Genomic DNA, 17,214 nt, shown 5'->3' with positions numbered 1-17,214 from the left:
GCCATCCGAAGATGACTTTTTTATGCCTAAATGGCATTTTTATCTTTTCCAAGTGCACGTTGAATAGCTTTCACAATTTCAACGAGAACAACAATCAAGAGTGAACCAATCATAACAGCTAACCATTGTGTAAAGCTTAAATGAGACACATGGAAGAGTTTGTTAAATCTAGGGACAATGATGGTCGCCATCAAGAGAACAAAGGCAACTGGGATCGACCAGTTAAAGGTCTTATTCTTGAAGAGTCCCACTTTAAAGATGGATTGGTAAACCGATTTAACGTTAAAGGCATGGAGTAATTGGATCAAACCAAGAGTTGCAAAGGCCATAGTCAAAGCGTCTGCATGGATTTCGGCACGAGTCGCATGTTCTGGAGAGAGCAAGGCCCAGCCATAAACACCAAGAACCAGCATGGTTTGGAAGACACCTTGATAAAGAATGGCACCGAAGACACCACCATCAAAGAAGTTTGACTTACGTCCACGAGGTTTGTGGGTCATAACGCCTGGCTCAGCTGGTTCTACACCAAGAGCAATGGCTGGAAGCGTATCTGTTACCAAGTTAATCCAGAGGAGATGTACTGGTTGCAACACATCCCATCCAAAGAGGGTCGCAAAGAAGATGGTGAAGACCTCAGCCATATTAGCAGACAAGAGATATTGGATAGATTTTTGGATATTCGAGAAGACCTTACGTCCTTCTTCTACCGCTACGATAATGGTTGCGAAATTATCATCGGCAAGGACCATGTCTGAAGCTCCTTTAGAAACTTCTGTACCTGTAATCCCCATACCGATACCGATATCAGCTGTCTTAAGTGATGGCGCGTCGTTGACTCCGTCACCTGTCATGGCAACAACCTTACCTTCATTTTGCCATGCTTTCACGATACGAACCTTGTGTTCAGGTGATACACGCGCATAGACAGAGTATTGCTTGAAGACTTTTTGGAATTCTTCATCAGAGAGTTCGTTCAACTCAGCCCCTGTGAAGACATGGTCTTCTGTATCATTTGGATCGATAATACCAAGACGTTTAGCAATCGCTTCTGCTGTATCTTGGTGGTCACCCGTAATCATAATAGGACGGATTCCTGCTTCCTTAGCGACACGAACTGCTTCTGCAGCCTCTGGACGCTCAGGGTCAATCATTCCGACCAAACCAGAGAAGATCAGGTCAGACTCCAAAATTTCAGATTCCAAGGTTGGAATTTCGTTACTTGTCTTGTAAGCCATCATCAAGACACGAAGGGCTTGTTTGGCCAAGTCTTTGTTGGTAGCAAGGATAGCTTTCTTATCTTCATCGGTGATTGGGCGAACTTCCCCATTGACTTCAATACGCGTCACGCGTTTGAGCAATTGGTCAGGTGCACCTTTAACGGCTACAAAATAGGTACCATCTGCTTCCTTATGGATAGTAGACATGAGCTTACGATCCGAATCAAATGGCAATTCCGCCACACGTGGCTGGCTCTTCAAGACTTCACGAACATCAAAGTTGTGATCCAAACCAAACTGTACCAAAGCAGTCTCTGTTGGGTCCCCAATCAACTTGCCAGATGGATCCACCTTGGTATCATTAGCAAAGTTCATGATACGAAGGGTATTGTTGCTAGCTCCAATTTCTGTTGCTGCACTTTGCAATTGACCGTTGGTATAGACTTTTTCAACCGTCATTTGGTTCATGGTCAAGGTACCTGTTTTATCAGATGCGATGATTTCTGTAGAACCAAGTGTTTCAACGGCTGGCAATTTACGAACGATTGAATTGCGTTTAGCAAGGGTTGTAGTTCCTAAAGATAGAACAATAGTTACAATAGCAGGAAGTCCTTCTGGAATCGCAGCAACTGCAAGAGCAACTGCCACCATCAAGCCTTCTAACGGATGTTCACCACGAACGAAGACACCAACTAAGAAGGTGATAATCGCAATCACAACAATCAAGTAAGTCAAGGCTTTAGACAATTGTTCCAAACTTTGCTTCAACGGTGTTTCCGTTTCATCGGCATTGGCCAACATATCGGCAATCTTACCGACTTCTGTATACATACCCGTGTTGGTCACGACCCCTGTACCACGACCATAGGTTACGTTCGAGTTTTGGTAACCCATATTGACACGGTCTCCGATACCAGCATCTGCCTCAACAAGGCCAGTTACATCTTTTTCAACTGGAACCGATTCCCCTGTAAGAGCTGCTTCTTCGATCTTAAGAGAAGCTGCTTCCAACAAGCGCATATCGGCTGGAACCACATCTCCAGCTTCTAGAAGAACGATATCACCTGGGACCAATTCTTTGGAATCGATTTCAATCACGTGACCGTCTCGACGAACACGCGCTAATGGGCTAGACATATTTTTCAGTGCTTCGATGGCTGCTTCGGCTTGTCCTTCTTGATAGACACCAAAAGCGGCATTCAAAACAACAACGGCTAAGATGATCATGGCATCTGTCAGACCATCCATTCCTTCTGTGAGCACAGAGAGAGTTGCGGCTACTAACAAGATGATAATCATCAAATCTTTAAACTGGTCAATAAACTTAGATAAGATACTACGTTTTTCACCTTCATCTAGTTCATTGTGGCCATAAGCCGCCAAGCGTTCTTGGGCTTGCGCTGAAGACAAACCTTCGATCGAAGAGTCTAGTGTTTTTAAGACTTCCTCTTCACTTTGTGTATAAAACAAAGCTTTATTTTGTTCTTTGGACAAAATAACTTCCTCCTTATAACTTTCTTCCAGATCTCTTTTGCACAAAAAAGAGACCTGTTTGAAAAAACAAGTCTCGCCGTTTAATATAGTGCCGGAAATAATTTCGTAATGACGACACTATCGCGGAAAACCGCCAGCTACTCCCTTGAGTGGTTTTATTATACCATTTTTACGGAATAAAGCAAGCAGGATCTTTACAAATTTCCTAGGGTTTATTCTGCCCATTCTACTAACAATTGGTAATTGGCAAATTCCTGCTCCCCATCAAGCGTTAACAACCGATAAGTCACTTGCAAACGACCTAGTTCTAATTGAAAGAGGTCTGTTGTAATCAAAAACTGCTGAATCCCCATAGGAGTTGGGATGATCGCTCCACCATCTTCATTTTTGTAGAAACGCATGATGGATTTAGGAGTTGAAAATCGTGTCATGACCAATTCATCGTTGGAAAATTTCAAAGCAACCTTTTCATCTTCTTCATTGGTATACAAGAGGTATTGAAACCCTGCTTTTTCCTTCCATTCGCCTTGATAGTACTGATCAACGATCTCCATTTCTTCTCCAAATCGAATGGTATTTTGAATGCGAATCTGCATCTTTCTCTCCTTCTCATCTTTCCTTGCTTTCCTATTCTATCAAATTTTACTCATTTTGACTGCTTCTATTCGTCTCAAGATCGCAAAATAGGCTTTTTTTTGCTATAATAGACCCATGAATGAAAAAGTCTTTCGCGATCCCGTGCATGATTACGTTCATGTGGATCATCCCATCATTTATCAATTGATTAATAGTAAAGAATTTCAACGACTACGCCGCATCAAACAACTGGGGACATCTGGTTTTACCTTCCACGGTGGGGAGCATAGTCGTTTTTCTCACTGTCTTGGCGCCTATGAAATTTCAAGACGGATTCTGTCTATTTTTGAGGAAAAGTATGCGGATCAATGGAATTCTGATGAAAATTTATTGACCATGGTAGCTGCCCTCCTCCATGACATCGGGCACGGGGCCTATTCCCATACCTTCGAGGGACTATTTGGAACGGATCATGAAAAAATGACCCAGCTCATCATCACCAGTCCGGAGACAGAGGTCAATCAGATCCTCATACAAGTGGCACCGGATTTTCCAAATCGCGTGGCCAGCGTCATTGACCACACCTATCCCAATAAGCAAGTGGTGCAGTTGATTTCCAGTCAAATTGATGTGGACCGAATGGATTATTTACTTCGGGATGCTTACTTTACGGGTGCATCCTATGGGAAATTTGACTTGACCCGTATTTTGCGCGTTATTCGCCCCATCGAAAACGGTATTGCCTTCCAACAAAATGGCATGCACGCTGTCGAGGATTACGTGGTCAGCCGTTACCAAATGTATATGCAGGTTTACTTCCACCCAGCTACTCGTGCCATGGAAGTCCTCCTTCAAAATCTACTCAAACGCGCTAGAACCATTTATCCAGATCAGAAAGAATATTTTCAACTGACTTCACCTCGCCTAATTCCATTTTTTGAAGAAGAGGTCACCATCCAAGACTACTTAAATCTAGATGACGGTGTGATGAATACCTATTTCCAAGTCTGGATGGATAGTCCGGATACCATCTTGTCTGATCTTGCTCAGCGCTATATTAATCGGAAAGTCTTTAAATCGATTCTATTTACAGAAGATAAGCGAAAAGACTTAATAATCCTTGAAAAACTGATTAAAGAGGTTGGGTTTAATCCTACTTATTACACAGCCATCCACCAAAATTTCGATTTGCCCTACGATATTTATCGGCCAGAGCTTGAAAAACCGCGGACTCAGATTGAGATGATAAGAAAAGATGGCAGTTTGGCCGAGTTGTCTCAGTTATCTCCACTTGTCGCTGCCCTTGCAGGAACACGCTATGGAGACAACCGCTTCTATTTTCCAAAAGAAATGTTGGAAGCTAACGGACTTTTCAGTAAGCAAGTAGAGGAATTCACTTCCTACATTACCAATGATTATTTTACAGGAGAGACGGATGTCCATTAAATTAGTTGCGATCGATATCGATGGTACACTCCTCAATTCAAAAAAAGAGATCACACCAGATGTTTTTCAAGCTATTCAAGATGCAAAAGCCGCAGGTGTCAAAATTGTGATCACAACAGGTCGTCCCATCGCAGGAGTCTCAAAACTTTTAAAAGAACTCCATTTGATGGATCCCGGAGACTATGTTATTACCTTTAATGGGGGTCTGGTTCAAGAAACCGCTACTGGAAAAGAACTCATCAAGGACCTCTTAGACTATGAGGATTATCTCGATATCGAGTCTCTCGCCAACAAACTCCAAATCCACTCTCATGCGATTACTAAAGACGGCATCTATACCAGCAATCGAGATATTGGACGCTACACCATTCATGAATCTCAACTGGTCAATATGCCCGTTTATTATCGGACTCCTGAAGAAGTTCGTGAGAAAGAATTTGTCAAGGCCATGTATATCGATGAACCAGATATTCTAGATGCTGCGATTGCAAAAATCCCTAAAGAATTCAAGGACCGCTTCACTATGGTCAAATCAGCCCCTTTTTATTTAGAAATTCTCGGGAAAACAACCAATAAAGGAGCCGCTGTTCTTCATCTAGCTGAACGACTTGGAATCCAGCAAGAAGAAACCATGGCTATCGGAGATGAGGAAAATGACCGCTCCATGTTAGAAGTTGTAGGACATGCCGTTGTTATGGAAAATGGCAATCCAGCTCTCAAAAAAATTGCTACAAGTATCACCAAATCAAATGATGAATCTGGCGTTGCATACGCCATTAGAAAGTGGGTATTATAAGAAATGTACCATTACCAGCTAGGAATTTCTGCTACAGAGCATGATGCCTTTGTTATTCAGAGTGACCAAACCAATCTCTTACAAAGCAGCTCATGGGCAAAAATCAAAGATAATTGGGGAAATGAACGGGTTGGTTTTTATCAAGAAGACCAATTAGTCGCTGTTGCAAGCATCTTGATTCAACCCCTGCCACTTGGCTTTTCCATGCTCTACATTCCTCGAGGCCCGATCATGGATTACCAAAACAAGGAGCTGGTTTCATTTGTGATCCAGTCCCTTAAAAAGATAGCCAAACAATACAAGGCCTTGTTTGTGAAATTTGATCCAAGTCTTTTCTTGAGTAAACACTTGATTGGACAAGAAAAAACAGAAGCTCCTGCTGTGCAAGCGGTGATCGACACCTTAACTAAAGAAGGGGTTGAATGGACTGGCCGAACAAGTGATATGGCTGAAAATATCCAACCACGCTTTCAAGCGAATATCCACAAAGAGTTTTTCACTGAACAAAATCTTTCAAAATCTACTCGACAAGCCATCCGAACTGCCCGAAACAAAGGGATTCAGGTGCAATTTGGCGGAACTGAATTGTTAGAAGACTTTGCTTCTCTTATGAAAAAAACCGAAGCTCGTAAAAGCATTCATTTACGTGGAAAAGACTACTACGAAAAACTACTCACAACCTACCAAGGACAATCCTACATTACTTTGTCTACTCTAGATCTCACAGAACGGAAAATTTACCTTATAAAAGATCTTGAAAAAAACAAGGCTGAAGCTGAAAAATTCACAGAAAAAACAAAGCCTGGTAAGGTTGAGAATAACCAAAAAGAAAAAGAACGTATAGAGGAAGAACTGCAATTTCTTGACCAGCATCTCCAAGCAGATAGACAAATCGTTCCTTTATCTGGTACCTTAAGCCTTGAATTCGGTGGGACATCTGAAAATGTTTATGCAGGGATGGATGAAAAATTCCGCCGTTACCAACCTGCCATCCTCACCTGGTATGAAACCGCCCAACACGCTTTCGACCGCGGTGCTTCTTGGCAAAATATGGGGGGGATTGAAAATTCACTCGATGGTGGTCTCTATCATTTCAAATCTAAATTTAATCCTGTCATTGAAGAATTTGTTGGGGAATTCAACCTCCCAACCAGTCCACTCTATCCACTTGTAAACAAAGTCTACAAGATTCGGAAAAAATTAAGGAGTAAATAAGTTACATGACTCTCACGACAATTTCAAAAGAAGAATTTACCTCATTTGCAGATACCGTCTCCCATCGTTCCTTCATCCAGTCCTCTGAAATGGCAGATCTGCTTGTAGAGCGAGGGAACACCGTTCAATTTATCGCTTGGAAGGAAGATGATCAAGTCCAAGTGGCTGCGATCTTGTATAGTCTTCCCATGACAGGTGGTCTCCATATGGAAATCAATTCAGGGCCTCTTTACCAAGAGGAGGCTATGCTAGAACCCTTCTATGCAGCTTTAAAAGACTTTGCGAAAGAGAATGGAGCTATTGAACTCGTTATTAAGCCCTATGATACCTATCAAACCTTTGACAGTGACGGCAATCCAACCAGTGAAGAACAAACCCATTTTATGGATACCCTTAAAAACTTGGGCTATCAGCATGATGGTTTAACAACAGGTTATCCAGGAGGAGAAGGTGATTGGCACTATGTGAAAGATATGGAGGACATCACCGAAAAAAATCTTCTCAAGAGCTTCAGTAAAAAAGGAAAGCCACTTGTCAAGAAAGCAAAATCTTTCGGTATTGAACTGAAACGATTAAACCGGGATGAACTACAACTCTTTAAGGATATTACTTCTTCTACCAGTGATCGTCGAGACTATCAAGACAAGACCTTGGATTATTACCAAACCTTCTATGATAGCTTTGGGGACAAAGCGGATTTCATGATTGCAACACTGAACTTCCACCATTACTACACGAATCTTGAAAAAGACCAAGGAAAACTAGCTCAGAAGATTGAGAAATTACAGAAGGATCTAGAAGTCAACCCCAATTCAGAGAAAAAACAAAATCAACTTCGTGAATTCTCTAGCCAGTTTGATACCTTTGAAGTGAGAAAGAAGGAAGCAAAAGAATATATTGAAAAATATGGAGACCAAGACGTCATTCTTGCAGGTAGCCTCTTCGTTTATATGCCACAAGAATCCACCTATTTATTCAGTGGCTCTTATACAGAATTTAATAAATTCTATGCTCCTGCTGTTCTCCAGGAATATATGATGCTTGAAACCATCAAACGTGGTATCCCAAGATACAACTTCCTAGGCATTCAAGGAATCTTTGACGGTTCAGATGGTGTGCTTCGTTTCAAACAGAACTTCAATGGCTACATCGTTCGTAAGATGGGAACCTTCCGTTATTATCCCCGTCCTTTAAAACACAAGCTCATCTCACTTATAAAACGACTATTAGGACGTTCCTAACTCAAAGGGAGTGAGAAAGAACTCCGTAAAATAAAAAAAGTTGAAAAGGTTCCCCAAACCTTTTCAATCTTCCCACCCCCGCACAGTAGATTAGGTCATCTTTGGAGCTTAAAAGGTGAACAAAGAAGCCAATCAACCACTGCGTCTTGCACTTATTCCTATCAAACATCAAAGGCTGGACAGTTTTTGCCCAGCCTCTTTCTTCTATAAAAAAGACGAGAAAGATCTCGCCTTTAAGATGTCATTATTTAACGAAGTCAAGCAATGCCAAGAAGCTTTCTGGATCAAGTGATGCGCCACCAACAAGAGCTCCGTCAACGTCTGGACAAGCCATGTATGAAGCAACGTTTTCAGGTTTCACTGAACCACCGTATTGTACACGTACTTTGTCAGCTACTTCTTGACCGAAGTCAGCAGCTACAACGTCACGAACAACTTTACACATTTTTTGTGCATCGTCTTGTGAAGCTGATTTACCAGTACCGATAGCCCAGATTGGTTCGTAGGCAATGACTGTTGAAGATACTTGTTCAGCAGTCAAACCAGCCAAAGCTGCAGAAACTTGTGCACCTACGAATTCTGCTGCTTTACCAGCTTCGTAAGTTTCAAGACTTTCACCGCAACAGATGATTGGAAGCATACCATTTTCAAAGATGGCTTTTGCTTTCTTGTTGATATCTTCGTTTGTTTCATGGAAGTAGTCACGGCGTTCTGAGTGACCGATAACAACATAGTCAGTACCGATTTCTTTCAAAACTTCTGGGCTAGTTTCACCAGTGAAAGCACCTGAATTTTTGAAGTAGCAGTTTTGTGCAGCAACTTTAAGGTTTGAACCTTTAGCAGCAGCAAGTACTGCTGTCAAGTCAACTGCAGGAGCTGCGATACCAGCTTCAACAAGGTCAGCTGAAGGAAGTTTTGATGCTACAGCTTCAACAAATGCTTTTGCTTCTTCTGGATTTTTGTTCATTTTCCAGTTACCAGCGATAAATGGTTTACGTGACATTTCACATACCTCGTTTTTCTATTTTTTATATCATCTATTTTACCATATTTTTCGTCATAATAAAAGGGCGTACAAGCTCATTTCCTTTTACAAAAGAAAAAAACCCCGTTTTCACGGGGCTTTTTCTGTCTGTCTATATAATTGTTAATCTGGGAACTAGATCGAATTAAGCTTCGATTTCAGTAACCATACCTGAACCAACAGTACGTCCACCTTCACGGATAGAGAATGTAGTACCTTGTTCAACGGCGATTGGGTGGATCAACTCAACGTCGATAGTCACGTTATCACCAGGCATTACCATTTCAGTTCCAGCTGGAAGTTCGATAGATCCAGTTACGTCAGTTGTACGGAAGTAGAACTGTGGACGGTAGTTGTTGAAGAATGGAGTATGACGTCCACCTTCTTCTTTAGTAAGGATGTAAACTTCACCTTTGAATTTAGTGTGTGGGTGGATTGAACCTGGTTTAGCGATAACTTGTCCACGTTCGATTTCATCACGTTGGATACCACGAAGAAGCACACCAACGTTATCCCCTGCAAGACCTTCATCAAGTTGTTTACGGAACATTTCAACACCAGTAACAACTGCTTTTTGAATTTCTTCTTTGATACCAACGATTTCGATTTCGTCGTTGACTTTAACAGTACCACGGTCGATACGTCCTGAAGCAACAGTACCACGTCCAGTGATTGAGAATACGTCTTCGACTGGAAGAAGCAATGGTTTGTCAGTATCACGTTCTGGTTCTGGAATGTATTCGTCAACAGTATCCATCAATTCCATGATGATATCTTCGTACTTAGTGTCACCTTCAAGAGCTTTAAGAGCTGAACCTTGGATAACTGGAAGATCGTCACCTGGGAAATCATATTCTGAAAGAAGGTCACGGATTTCCATTTCAACCAATTCAAGCAATTCTTCATCGTCAACCAAGTCAACTTTGTTCATGAAGACGATCAAGTGTTTAACACCAACCTGACGTGAAAGAAGGATGTGTTCACGTGTTTGTGGCATTGGTCCGTCAGTAGAAGCTACTACAAGGATAGCTCCGTCCATTTGAGCGGCACCAGTGATCATGTTTTTAACGTAGTCCGCGTGTCCTGGCGCGTCGATGTGAGCGTAGTGACGTTTTGCAGTTTCGTACTCAACGTGTGCAGTGTTGATGGTGATACCGCGTTCGCGTTCTTCTGGAGCAGCATCGATAGACGCATAGTCTTTTGGTTGGTTAACTGCTGAAGGCAAGCGACGTGCCAAAACAGTTGTGATAGCTGCAGTTAGGGTAGTTTTACCGTGGTCAACGTGTCCAATTGTACCGATGTTAACGTGCGGTTTACTACGATCGTATTTTTCTTTTGCCATTTGAGTAAAAGCCTCCAATAAAATATATTTTATAGATAGACAGTAGGCAATACAGTCTAACTTTCCTTACTATTCTATCGAATTTCAGATGAAATTGCAAGCCTTTTACCTATATTTTCTTAATTATTCCTCTTCTTTTCTTTTATTTTGTCATCTTGTTGAAAGATCCTGATCTAGCTTTGAAAATTCCCATTTAAAATCTTCTATTCAAGCTTATTACATTCCTTTTGCTCCTTTAAAATCAGGTTAAAAAAATCGGAACAATGTTCCGATTTTTTTAACCTGAATTTCGTAATCCTGTAGCCACTCCATTGATAGTAATATGGATCAGCTTGTCTTGATCGGCTGATAGTTGTCCAGTCCGTTGACGTCGAATCAATTCTAACTGAATATAGTTCAAGACGTTAAAGTACGGCATCCGATAATCCAAACTTTCTTTCAGATAAGGGTTTTCCGCGAGCAATTCATCATGCTCCTCAATCATCAAGATGATATCCTTGGTCAATTGCCATTCATGTAAGATAATCTGATAGATATTGCGGACTTCTTCTTCCTCACACAATTGCGCATACTCAAAGGCAATATCCATGTTGGCTTTGGATAAGACCATGTCCACATTTGACAAGAGAGATTGGAAGAAAGGCCAGTTCTTATACATATAGCGAAGGGTTTCAATATTCTCAGGATCCTCATCGATAAATTCCTTAAAGCTAGAACCTACTCCATACCAACCAGGGAACATCACCCGACTTTGTGACCAAGAGAAGACCCATGGAATGGCACGCAAACCACCGATTTCTGTAATGGTTTTACGAGCCGCTGGACGGGAGCCAATGTTAAAGCTAGAGATTGCTTTAATCGGACTTGATTCAAAGAAATAATCATAGAAATGTTCATTTCCAAATACAAGTTCTCGATAGATGTTGTAGCTACGATCGACAACTTTATCCATGACTTCTCCGAACCGATCAAACATAGAAAATGGACTCTTTTGTTCTGAAATCATGCGGTTAATAGTTGCAGACACCAGCATCTCTAAGTTGTAGTAGGCTGCATCTTTGTTTCCATATTTATTGCCGATCACTTCCCCTTGCTCGGTTAAGCGGATACGGTCATTAATGGATTTCAAGGGTTGAGAAGTGATGGCTTCATAAGTAGGACCTCCACCACGTCCAACCGTACCACCACGACCATGGAAGAAGGTAATCTTCACTCCAAACTCATCTCCGATAGCGGTCAATAGTTGTTGGGCTTTAAAGAGGGTCCAGCAAGAAGACAAATAACCACCATCTTTGTTAGAATCTGAGTAACCTAACATAATTTCTTGGTAATTGTTTTTCGATGCAATCCAACGTTTTGCAATTGGAAGTGACAAATAGCTCCGCATCGTTTCCTCAGAGTGATCCAAGTCTTCGATTGTTTCAAACAAAGGTACAATTTGCACGCGCGCTTTTTCAGTATCGATCAAGCCCACTTCTTTTAACATCACAGCCAATTCCAGCATATCTGATACACTTGTTGCGTGCGAGATAATATTTTGGCGAATGACTTCTTCACCCAACCGGTCTTTCAATTCACGAGCTGTTTGGAAAATCGCTAATTCTTTTTCAAGTAGCTCCGATTTTTCAACATGGGTTGCTGATAAAATCCGTGGGTCTTCTAAAAGTTCTTTCAAGAGAACTTGACACTTTTCATCCTCTGATAAATCAGAATAATGGTCATTAATCCCTGCTGATTTCAATAATTCCGCCACACAGGCTTCGTGTACACTAGAATCCTGACGCATATCAATAGAGGCCAGATAGAATCCAAAAACATCGATGGCTTCTAGAAGTTCTGCAAACTCCCCTGAAATTAAATACTCTGACTTGTTTTCTAACAAGGAATCTTTGATCTTTTTAAGGTCTTCTTTAAATTCTTGAGCAGAAGCATAAGCTGGAGCTTCTTTAGCAGAAATCTCCTTTAAGGCTCCAGAAATACGATTGCCGATATAATCAGAAACTGGCCCTTGTTGATGAGCATTTGCTCCTAATAATCTCTCGACAGCATAACGATCTTCTCTAGTTTCTCCCACCATCGTCCATTCTTTTAAATTAACCAAAGTTTGGATCAATTTTGACTGGATATAATGGAATGCACGACGATACGGCTCTTTTTCACGAAAGACGGAGGTGTCACTTGATAGGGCCGCCATTTCAGCTACCGCTTCACTTGTTTTAGATAGACTAGTTGAAAGGGAGAAATGACGGTATAATTTAGAAATCTTTTCGATATAATAATTCAAAACGACTTCACTCTGAATGGTTGCTGAACGCTTCAAGGTCTCAGCTGTTACAAACGGATTTCCGTCCCGGTCTCCCCCAATCCACATGCCCATTGTGATTGGACGTGGTTGTTCAAGCTCCAATCCATGCTCTTTTGCCAAGCGTTTGTACTCCAACATCAAGTTTGGAACAGCTTGCAAGAAGGAGCTATTGTAATATTCCATGACATTGGTGATCTCATTAGTAACCTTTAATTTTTTGTCACGGATCATATCCGTTTGCATCATGATTTCAATATTACAACGAAGGTTATTATACCACTTGTTTTCATTAATCAATCCCGCTTTAACATCCCGGTGCTGACGAAGAAGAGCATGGATATGATTAGTCAGATCCAGCATGGTTTTTCTTTGCACTTGAGTTGGGTGGGCTGTTAAAACAGGTACAATATTGAGATTTTCAAGAATTTCTTGTGCATCTTCATTCTTCGCAACTTCTTTAATGGTTGAAGAAAGTTTTCCGAGGTATTCGCCATCCACATTATTCAAATGATTGATTTCATAGGCCAAATCAACATCTTCTGAGATGTTAATCAAGAGTGGTAAAATCGCAAAATAACGTGAAATCACTGTCATCTCTTCATTAGACAGTTGTCCCACTAGTTGATTCAAGTCGCGGTAATTCTGTGTTTTTGATAAATCCTTCAACTGTGTAATTTTATCAAAGGTTTCCGGACGAACCAAATTTTTCGTAATATCATCTAATAAATCTGTTAGAATTTCGACCTCTTCTGTAAGAATGCCTTTATTCCTATAGTTCTCTAATTTTTTTAAAACCATTTTTTCTCCTTTTTGGAAAGCCATTAAACAATACCCTTTTAATAATATGGTTTAATTTTACCTTTTTCTTCAAAAACCATGCCTTCTTGTTCCATCTTGGCCCGTTTTTCACTAGCATCGATATTCAAGACAAAAGCAATCGCTACAGATAAGACCCATAAACTATTTCCCCCTTGGGATAAGAAGGGGAAAGTCACACCTGTAGACGGAATCAATCCAGAAATACCTCCGATATTAATGAAGGTTTGTACTAAGATCATCCCACCGATCCCAATGGCCATCATTGAATTAAAAGGATTCTTTGCTCGAATACCGACTAAAATGATCCGAAGAATTAAGAAGAATAAGAGAGCAAGTATCAAGCTAGCTCCAACAAAGCCTAATTCTTCAATCACAATCGCAAACACAAAATCTGTGTGAGCTTCTGGTAAGTAACCTTGTTTTTCAATGGAATTTCCAAGCCCCAAGCCAAACCAACCACCGTTACTCATGGCATAGTAGGAATTGGCTAATTGGTGACCTGCACCAGACAAGTCATTAAAGGGGTTAAAGAAGGCACTAAACCGTTTGGCTACATAACCAAAGACAGGAATTTTAGCGACACGGTCCACACCGATGATCCAAATGGAACCAAGAACAATGGACGATGCTCCAACAACTAAACCAAGTAAAGAGGTAAACCAACGGTAGCCCACTCCACTAGCCGTAATCATGATCAAGACCGTTAAGGCTAAGATCGTCGCATTTCCCAAATCCGGCATAATCACTACGATTCCAATCAGAATCAAGGTCAGCCAACGCCAATCGTTTAAATTTCTTGGAATCCATTCATTGTGCGTCAAGGCTTGGTAATCATAATCACGGATTTCGTCTTGTCGTTTAGAAAAGATCAAAGCTAGATACCAGACTAAGATAACCTTGAGGTATTCCGCTGGCTGGATACTAAACCCTCCTGGGATCGTCAACCAACCGTGAGCACCGTTGACCGTATCTGTGATAAACCTGGACAGAATCAACAAAATCACTTCAATAAAGATGACAAAAGCCAGCACTTTTTTATTTCGAAGAAAGTTTAAGCTAAATTTATAAATCAAGGCGATGGTTAGGAGACTTAGGATAAAAAAGAGCCCTTGTGTCCGGACCATCCGAATCGAACTCACTCCACTTTGAATTGCCAAGGCACTTGTTGTCGAATAAACAACAATCAAGCCAATGATGGATAAAATCAAATAGGGAATGAGGATGGAATAATTTAAAAGATGTCTTTTTTCAATTTTCATAATTCACCATATTCCTAATGTTCAACCTTCATTATATCATTTTTAAGAAGCAAAACCAAGGAAAGGCCAGAAAAGATTCGGCTTCTTCCCAATTTTCGAGAAATATTCTAGTCATTCTTCTTATTTTCATATATTTTTATCCTTTTTCGATGAAAAGATTCCTTTTTATTGAAAATAATGGCAGAAATCGTGATCTTTTAAGCATTAAGTTTTGCCTTTTCGTCTTATTTACGGTAAAATGATTTTGTATGAGAAAAAGGATAAAACCCGTTGTTCTCTTGGTCTTTTTTATCGGTATCATTTCTTTTCTCGTTCTTTCACGAACGATTGCCGATCTGCAAGTAAGAGAGCGACAAGTAACAACCCAAACCATTCCGAACTCCAATACACCTAAAAAAACAACCACTGCAAGCTCTTCTTCTAAAAAAGAAGAAGATATCAATCCAGAACTGGTTGGCCGCCCGATCATTGATATCTCTGGCTGGCAATTGCCTAGTGAAATTGACTACGATGTTCTCTCCCAAAATGTGGGAGGTGTGATCGTTCGTGTCCATAGTGGGGCTCAAGCTAAAAAGGAAAATGCGGCAACCCACTTAAATGGTCTGGATAAATCCTATAAAACCCATATCCAAGAATTCCAAAAACGAAATATCCCTGTCGCAGTCTATGCTTATGTCGCTGCTAAGGATAAAAAAGAAATGGAAAAAGAAGCAGAAGAATTTTACAAAGCTGCTTCTCCTTACAAACCGACCTACTATTGGTTAGATGTTGAGGAAAAAACCATGAAGGATATGAACGCAGGTGTTGAAGCTTTCCGAGCAAAACTACAAGCTTTGGGTGCAAAAAATATTGGACTCTATATCGGAACCTACTTCATGGAAGAACATAGTATCTCCACAGATAAATTTTCGGCTCTTTGGATTCCTACTTATGGATTTGATGATGGCTACTATAATGCTGCACCAGATACCAATACAGAATACGACTTGCATCAATATACCTCTCAAGGGCAATTAAATGGATTCTCACACTACTTGGATCTCAACCAAATTGCTCCGACGCAAGACCAAGAAGCGATTTATCGGAAACTATTCAAGGTACAAAAAGATGGCTCTTCCTCATAGCCTCAAAACAGCAGATCAAGTGGTTTTCACTTTTTCTGCTGTTTTCTATGTTTAGAGGCTTAAACAATGTCACTGCTATTATATGTTATAATGGTCTAATGAAATCTGATTTTGTAGAGAAAAAGAGAAAAGGAGAAAGCCATGGCAAAAAAAAATAAGGTGAAGAAAACCTTGGTCGAGCAGATCTTGACTAAAGCAAAAATTGAACACATAGGCTTACAAATCAACGCTTTAGAAGGGATCTTACCAGAAGGAATTGATCGCTCTACTATTTTCAAAACCCTAGCTCTCAAAGGAGATAAAACAGGGCCCGTGATTGGGATCATTCCTATTACAGAGCATCTTTCAGAGAAAAAGTTAGCCAAATTATCAGGGAATAAGAAAATCGCTATGATTCCTCAAAAAGATCTTGAAAAAACAACGGGTTATATTCATGGGGCCAATAATCCGGTGGGCATTCGCCAAAAGCATTCTTTTCCTATTTTTATCGATAAATCAGCCCTTCAGTTAGAAACCATGATCGTATCTGCTGGGGAAATTGGCCATAGTATTCAAATCAAACCACAACTTCTAGCAGACTTCGTCAAGGCGACTTTTGCAGATATTTTGGAATAAAGACAGAGAAGGAGACAAGATTGTGAAACTATATTTTATTCGGCACGGACGAACAGAATGGAATGAAGAAGGACGTTTTCAAGGATCAAATGGCGATTCTCCGCTGTTACCAGCCTCCATTCATCAGCTTGAAAAATTAGGAAAGCATCTAGCTACTGTCCCTTTTGATGCAGCTTTTGCAAGTGATCTGCCACGGACAGTCCATACTGCACAGATCATTCTCGATCAATTGGAGACACCTCTAAAATTGCAAGCAACTCCTGCTCTTCGTGAGTGGAATTTGGGAAAATTAGAAGGAGCTAAAATTTCTACCATTTCGGCCATCTATCCCCAACAAATGGATGCCTTTCGACATAACCTAGCTCGTTTTCAAAATGAAATCTTTGATGCAGAATCTGTTTATGAAACAACCAAACGTACCTGTGATTTTGTAAAAAGTCTGAAAGGAAAAGATCTCGATACCGTTCTCATTGTTGGACACGGAGCTAATTTGACAGCTTCTATTCGAACCTTGCTCGGTTATGAAACAGGAGAACTCCGCAAAAATGGTGGACTAGACAATGCCAGCGTAACGATTTTGACAACAGATGATTTTGAGCACTATCACTTAGAAAAATGGAATGATACCTCTTATATAGAGGACTAAAAAAACACTGATCGCAAGATGTACTGACCCCAAAAAGTTAGACAAATAATTTAAGTGAAGGATTTAGTTCTGTATTGCACAGGACTAAGTCCTTT

General features: G+C 40.7%; 13 protein-coding genes. 7 read left to right on the top strand and 6 right to left on the bottom strand.

All coding sequences use genetic code 11. From position 1 onward, the window contains the following. Nucleotides 1–26 precede the first annotated feature (26 nt). Nucleotides 27–2,711, bottom strand: coding sequence for a cation-translocating P-type ATPase (locus JX304_RS01640; protein WP_205010971.1), 2,685 nt, complete (start codon nt 2,709–2,711; stop codon nt 27–29). Nucleotides 2,712–2,923: 212 nt separating this feature from the next. Continuing rightward, nucleotides 2,924–3,307, bottom strand: a complete 384-nt coding sequence (locus tag JX304_RS01635; RefSeq protein ID WP_205010970.1) for a DUF1934 domain-containing protein — start codon at nt 3,305–3,307, stop codon at nt 2,924–2,926. 115 nt (nt 3,308–3,422) lie between these two features. On the opposite strand from JX304_RS01635, the gene JX304_RS01630 reads away from it, so the two are divergent. From JX304_RS01630 to JX304_RS01615, 4 genes are read left to right on the top strand one after another with little or no spacing between them, the layout of a single operon-like run. Then, nucleotides 3,423–4,733 (top strand): HD domain-containing protein, encoded by a 1,311-nt coding sequence (locus JX304_RS01630; protein ID WP_205010969.1) that lies wholly within the window; start codon nt 3,423–3,425, stop codon nt 4,731–4,733. Continuing rightward, nucleotides 4,723–5,529 carry a sugar-phosphatase gene (gene yidA / locus JX304_RS01625; RefSeq protein ID WP_205010968.1) on the top strand — a complete coding sequence of 269 codons (807 nt, stop codon included), beginning with the start codon at nt 4,723–4,725 and terminating at the stop codon, nt 5,527–5,529. The genes JX304_RS01630 and yidA overlap by 11 nt, the downstream gene beginning before the upstream one ends. Nucleotides 5,530–5,532: 3 nt before the next feature. After that, nucleotides 5,533–6,744, top strand: coding sequence for an aminoacyltransferase (locus tag JX304_RS01620; protein ID WP_205010967.1), 1,212 nt, complete (start codon nt 5,533–5,535; stop codon nt 6,742–6,744). Between the two features lie 5 nt (nt 6,745–6,749). Then, a complete protein-coding gene (locus tag JX304_RS01615; protein ID WP_205010966.1) occupies nt 6,750–7,985 on the top strand; it encodes an aminoacyltransferase in 1,236 nt (411 codons plus the stop codon). A 244-nt stretch (nt 7,986–8,229) separates the two neighbouring features. Here JX304_RS01615 and tpiA read toward each other — a convergent pair whose 3' ends face one another. The 4 genes from tpiA to ftsW all read right to left on the bottom strand — a co-directional run bounded on the left by tpiA (nt 8,230) and on the right by ftsW (nt 14,734). After that, complete coding sequence (gene tpiA / locus JX304_RS01610; protein WP_205010965.1) at nt 8,230–8,988, bottom strand: triose-phosphate isomerase; 759 nt, start codon at nt 8,986–8,988, stop codon at nt 8,230–8,232. A gap of 166 nt (nt 8,989–9,154) precedes the next feature. Next, nucleotides 9,155–10,351, bottom strand: coding sequence for an elongation factor Tu (gene tuf / locus JX304_RS01605; protein ID WP_205010964.1), 1,197 nt, complete (start codon nt 10,349–10,351; stop codon nt 9,155–9,157). A gap of 277 nt (nt 10,352–10,628) precedes the next feature. Beyond that, a complete protein-coding gene (gene ppc, locus JX304_RS01600) occupies nt 10,629–13,454 on the bottom strand; it encodes a phosphoenolpyruvate carboxylase (RefSeq protein WP_205010963.1) in 2,826 nt (941 codons plus the stop codon). A 38-nt stretch (nt 13,455–13,492) separates the two neighbouring features. Then, entirely contained in the window at nt 13,493–14,734 is a 1,242-nt protein-coding gene (gene ftsW, locus JX304_RS01595) for a cell division peptidoglycan polymerase FtsW (RefSeq protein ID WP_023918658.1), read from the bottom strand. Between the two features lie 248 nt (nt 14,735–14,982). Between ftsW and JX304_RS01590 the strand changes: the two genes are divergently transcribed. From JX304_RS01590 to JX304_RS01580, 3 genes are all read left to right on the top strand, one after another. Next, nucleotides 14,983–15,858 (top strand): GH25 family lysozyme, encoded by an 876-nt coding sequence (locus tag JX304_RS01590; RefSeq protein ID WP_205010962.1) that lies wholly within the window; start codon nt 14,983–14,985, stop codon nt 15,856–15,858. Between the two features lie 141 nt (nt 15,859–15,999). Then, on the top strand, nt 16,000–16,473 hold the full coding sequence (locus JX304_RS01585; protein ID WP_205010961.1) for an aminoacyl-tRNA deacylase: 474 nt from the start codon (nt 16,000–16,002) through the stop codon (nt 16,471–16,473). A 22-nt stretch (nt 16,474–16,495) separates the two neighbouring features. Next, on the top strand, nt 16,496–17,119 hold the full coding sequence (locus tag JX304_RS01580) for a histidine phosphatase family protein (RefSeq protein ID WP_205010960.1): 624 nt from the start codon (nt 16,496–16,498) through the stop codon (nt 17,117–17,119). Nucleotides 17,120–17,214 lie beyond the last annotated feature (95 nt).

Source organism: Streptococcus parasanguinis (assembly GCF_901875555.1).
GTDB classification, from domain to species: Bacteria; Bacillota; Bacilli; order Lactobacillales; family Streptococcaceae; genus Streptococcus; species Streptococcus parasanguinis_H.
The sequence above is the reverse complement of the archived record's forward strand: the minus strand, read 5'-3'. Positions and strand labels throughout refer to the sequence as shown.

Coding starts and splice junctions, on each gene's coding strand:
- JX304_RS01635 (WP_205010970.1), bottom strand. CDS start 3,307: ATGCAGATTCGCATTCAAAATACCATTCGATTTGGAGAAGAAATGGAG.
- JX304_RS01630 (WP_205010969.1), top strand. CDS start 3,423: ATGAATGAAAAAGTCTTTCGCGATCCCGTGCATGATTACGTTCATGTG.
- yidA (WP_205010968.1), top strand. CDS start 4,723: ATGTCCATTAAATTAGTTGCGATCGATATCGATGGTACACTCCTCAAT.
- JX304_RS01620 (WP_205010967.1), top strand. CDS start 5,533: ATGTACCATTACCAGCTAGGAATTTCTGCTACAGAGCATGATGCCTTT.
- JX304_RS01615 (WP_205010966.1), top strand. CDS start 6,750: ATGACTCTCACGACAATTTCAAAAGAAGAATTTACCTCATTTGCAGAT.
- tpiA (WP_205010965.1), bottom strand. CDS start 8,988: ATGTCACGTAAACCATTTATCGCTGGTAACTGGAAAATGAACAAAAAT.
- tuf (WP_205010964.1), bottom strand. CDS start 10,351: ATGGCAAAAGAAAAATACGATCGTAGTAAACCGCACGTTAACATCGGT.
- ppc (WP_205010963.1), bottom strand. CDS start 13,454: ATGGTTTTAAAAAAATTAGAGAACTATAGGAATAAAGGCATTCTTACA.
- ftsW (WP_023918658.1), bottom strand. CDS start 14,734: ATGAAAATTGAAAAAAGACATCTTTTAAATTATTCCATCCTCATTCCC.
- JX304_RS01590 (WP_205010962.1), top strand. CDS start 14,983: ATGAGAAAAAGGATAAAACCCGTTGTTCTCTTGGTCTTTTTTATCGGT.
- JX304_RS01585 (WP_205010961.1), top strand. CDS start 16,000: ATGGCAAAAAAAAATAAGGTGAAGAAAACCTTGGTCGAGCAGATCTTG.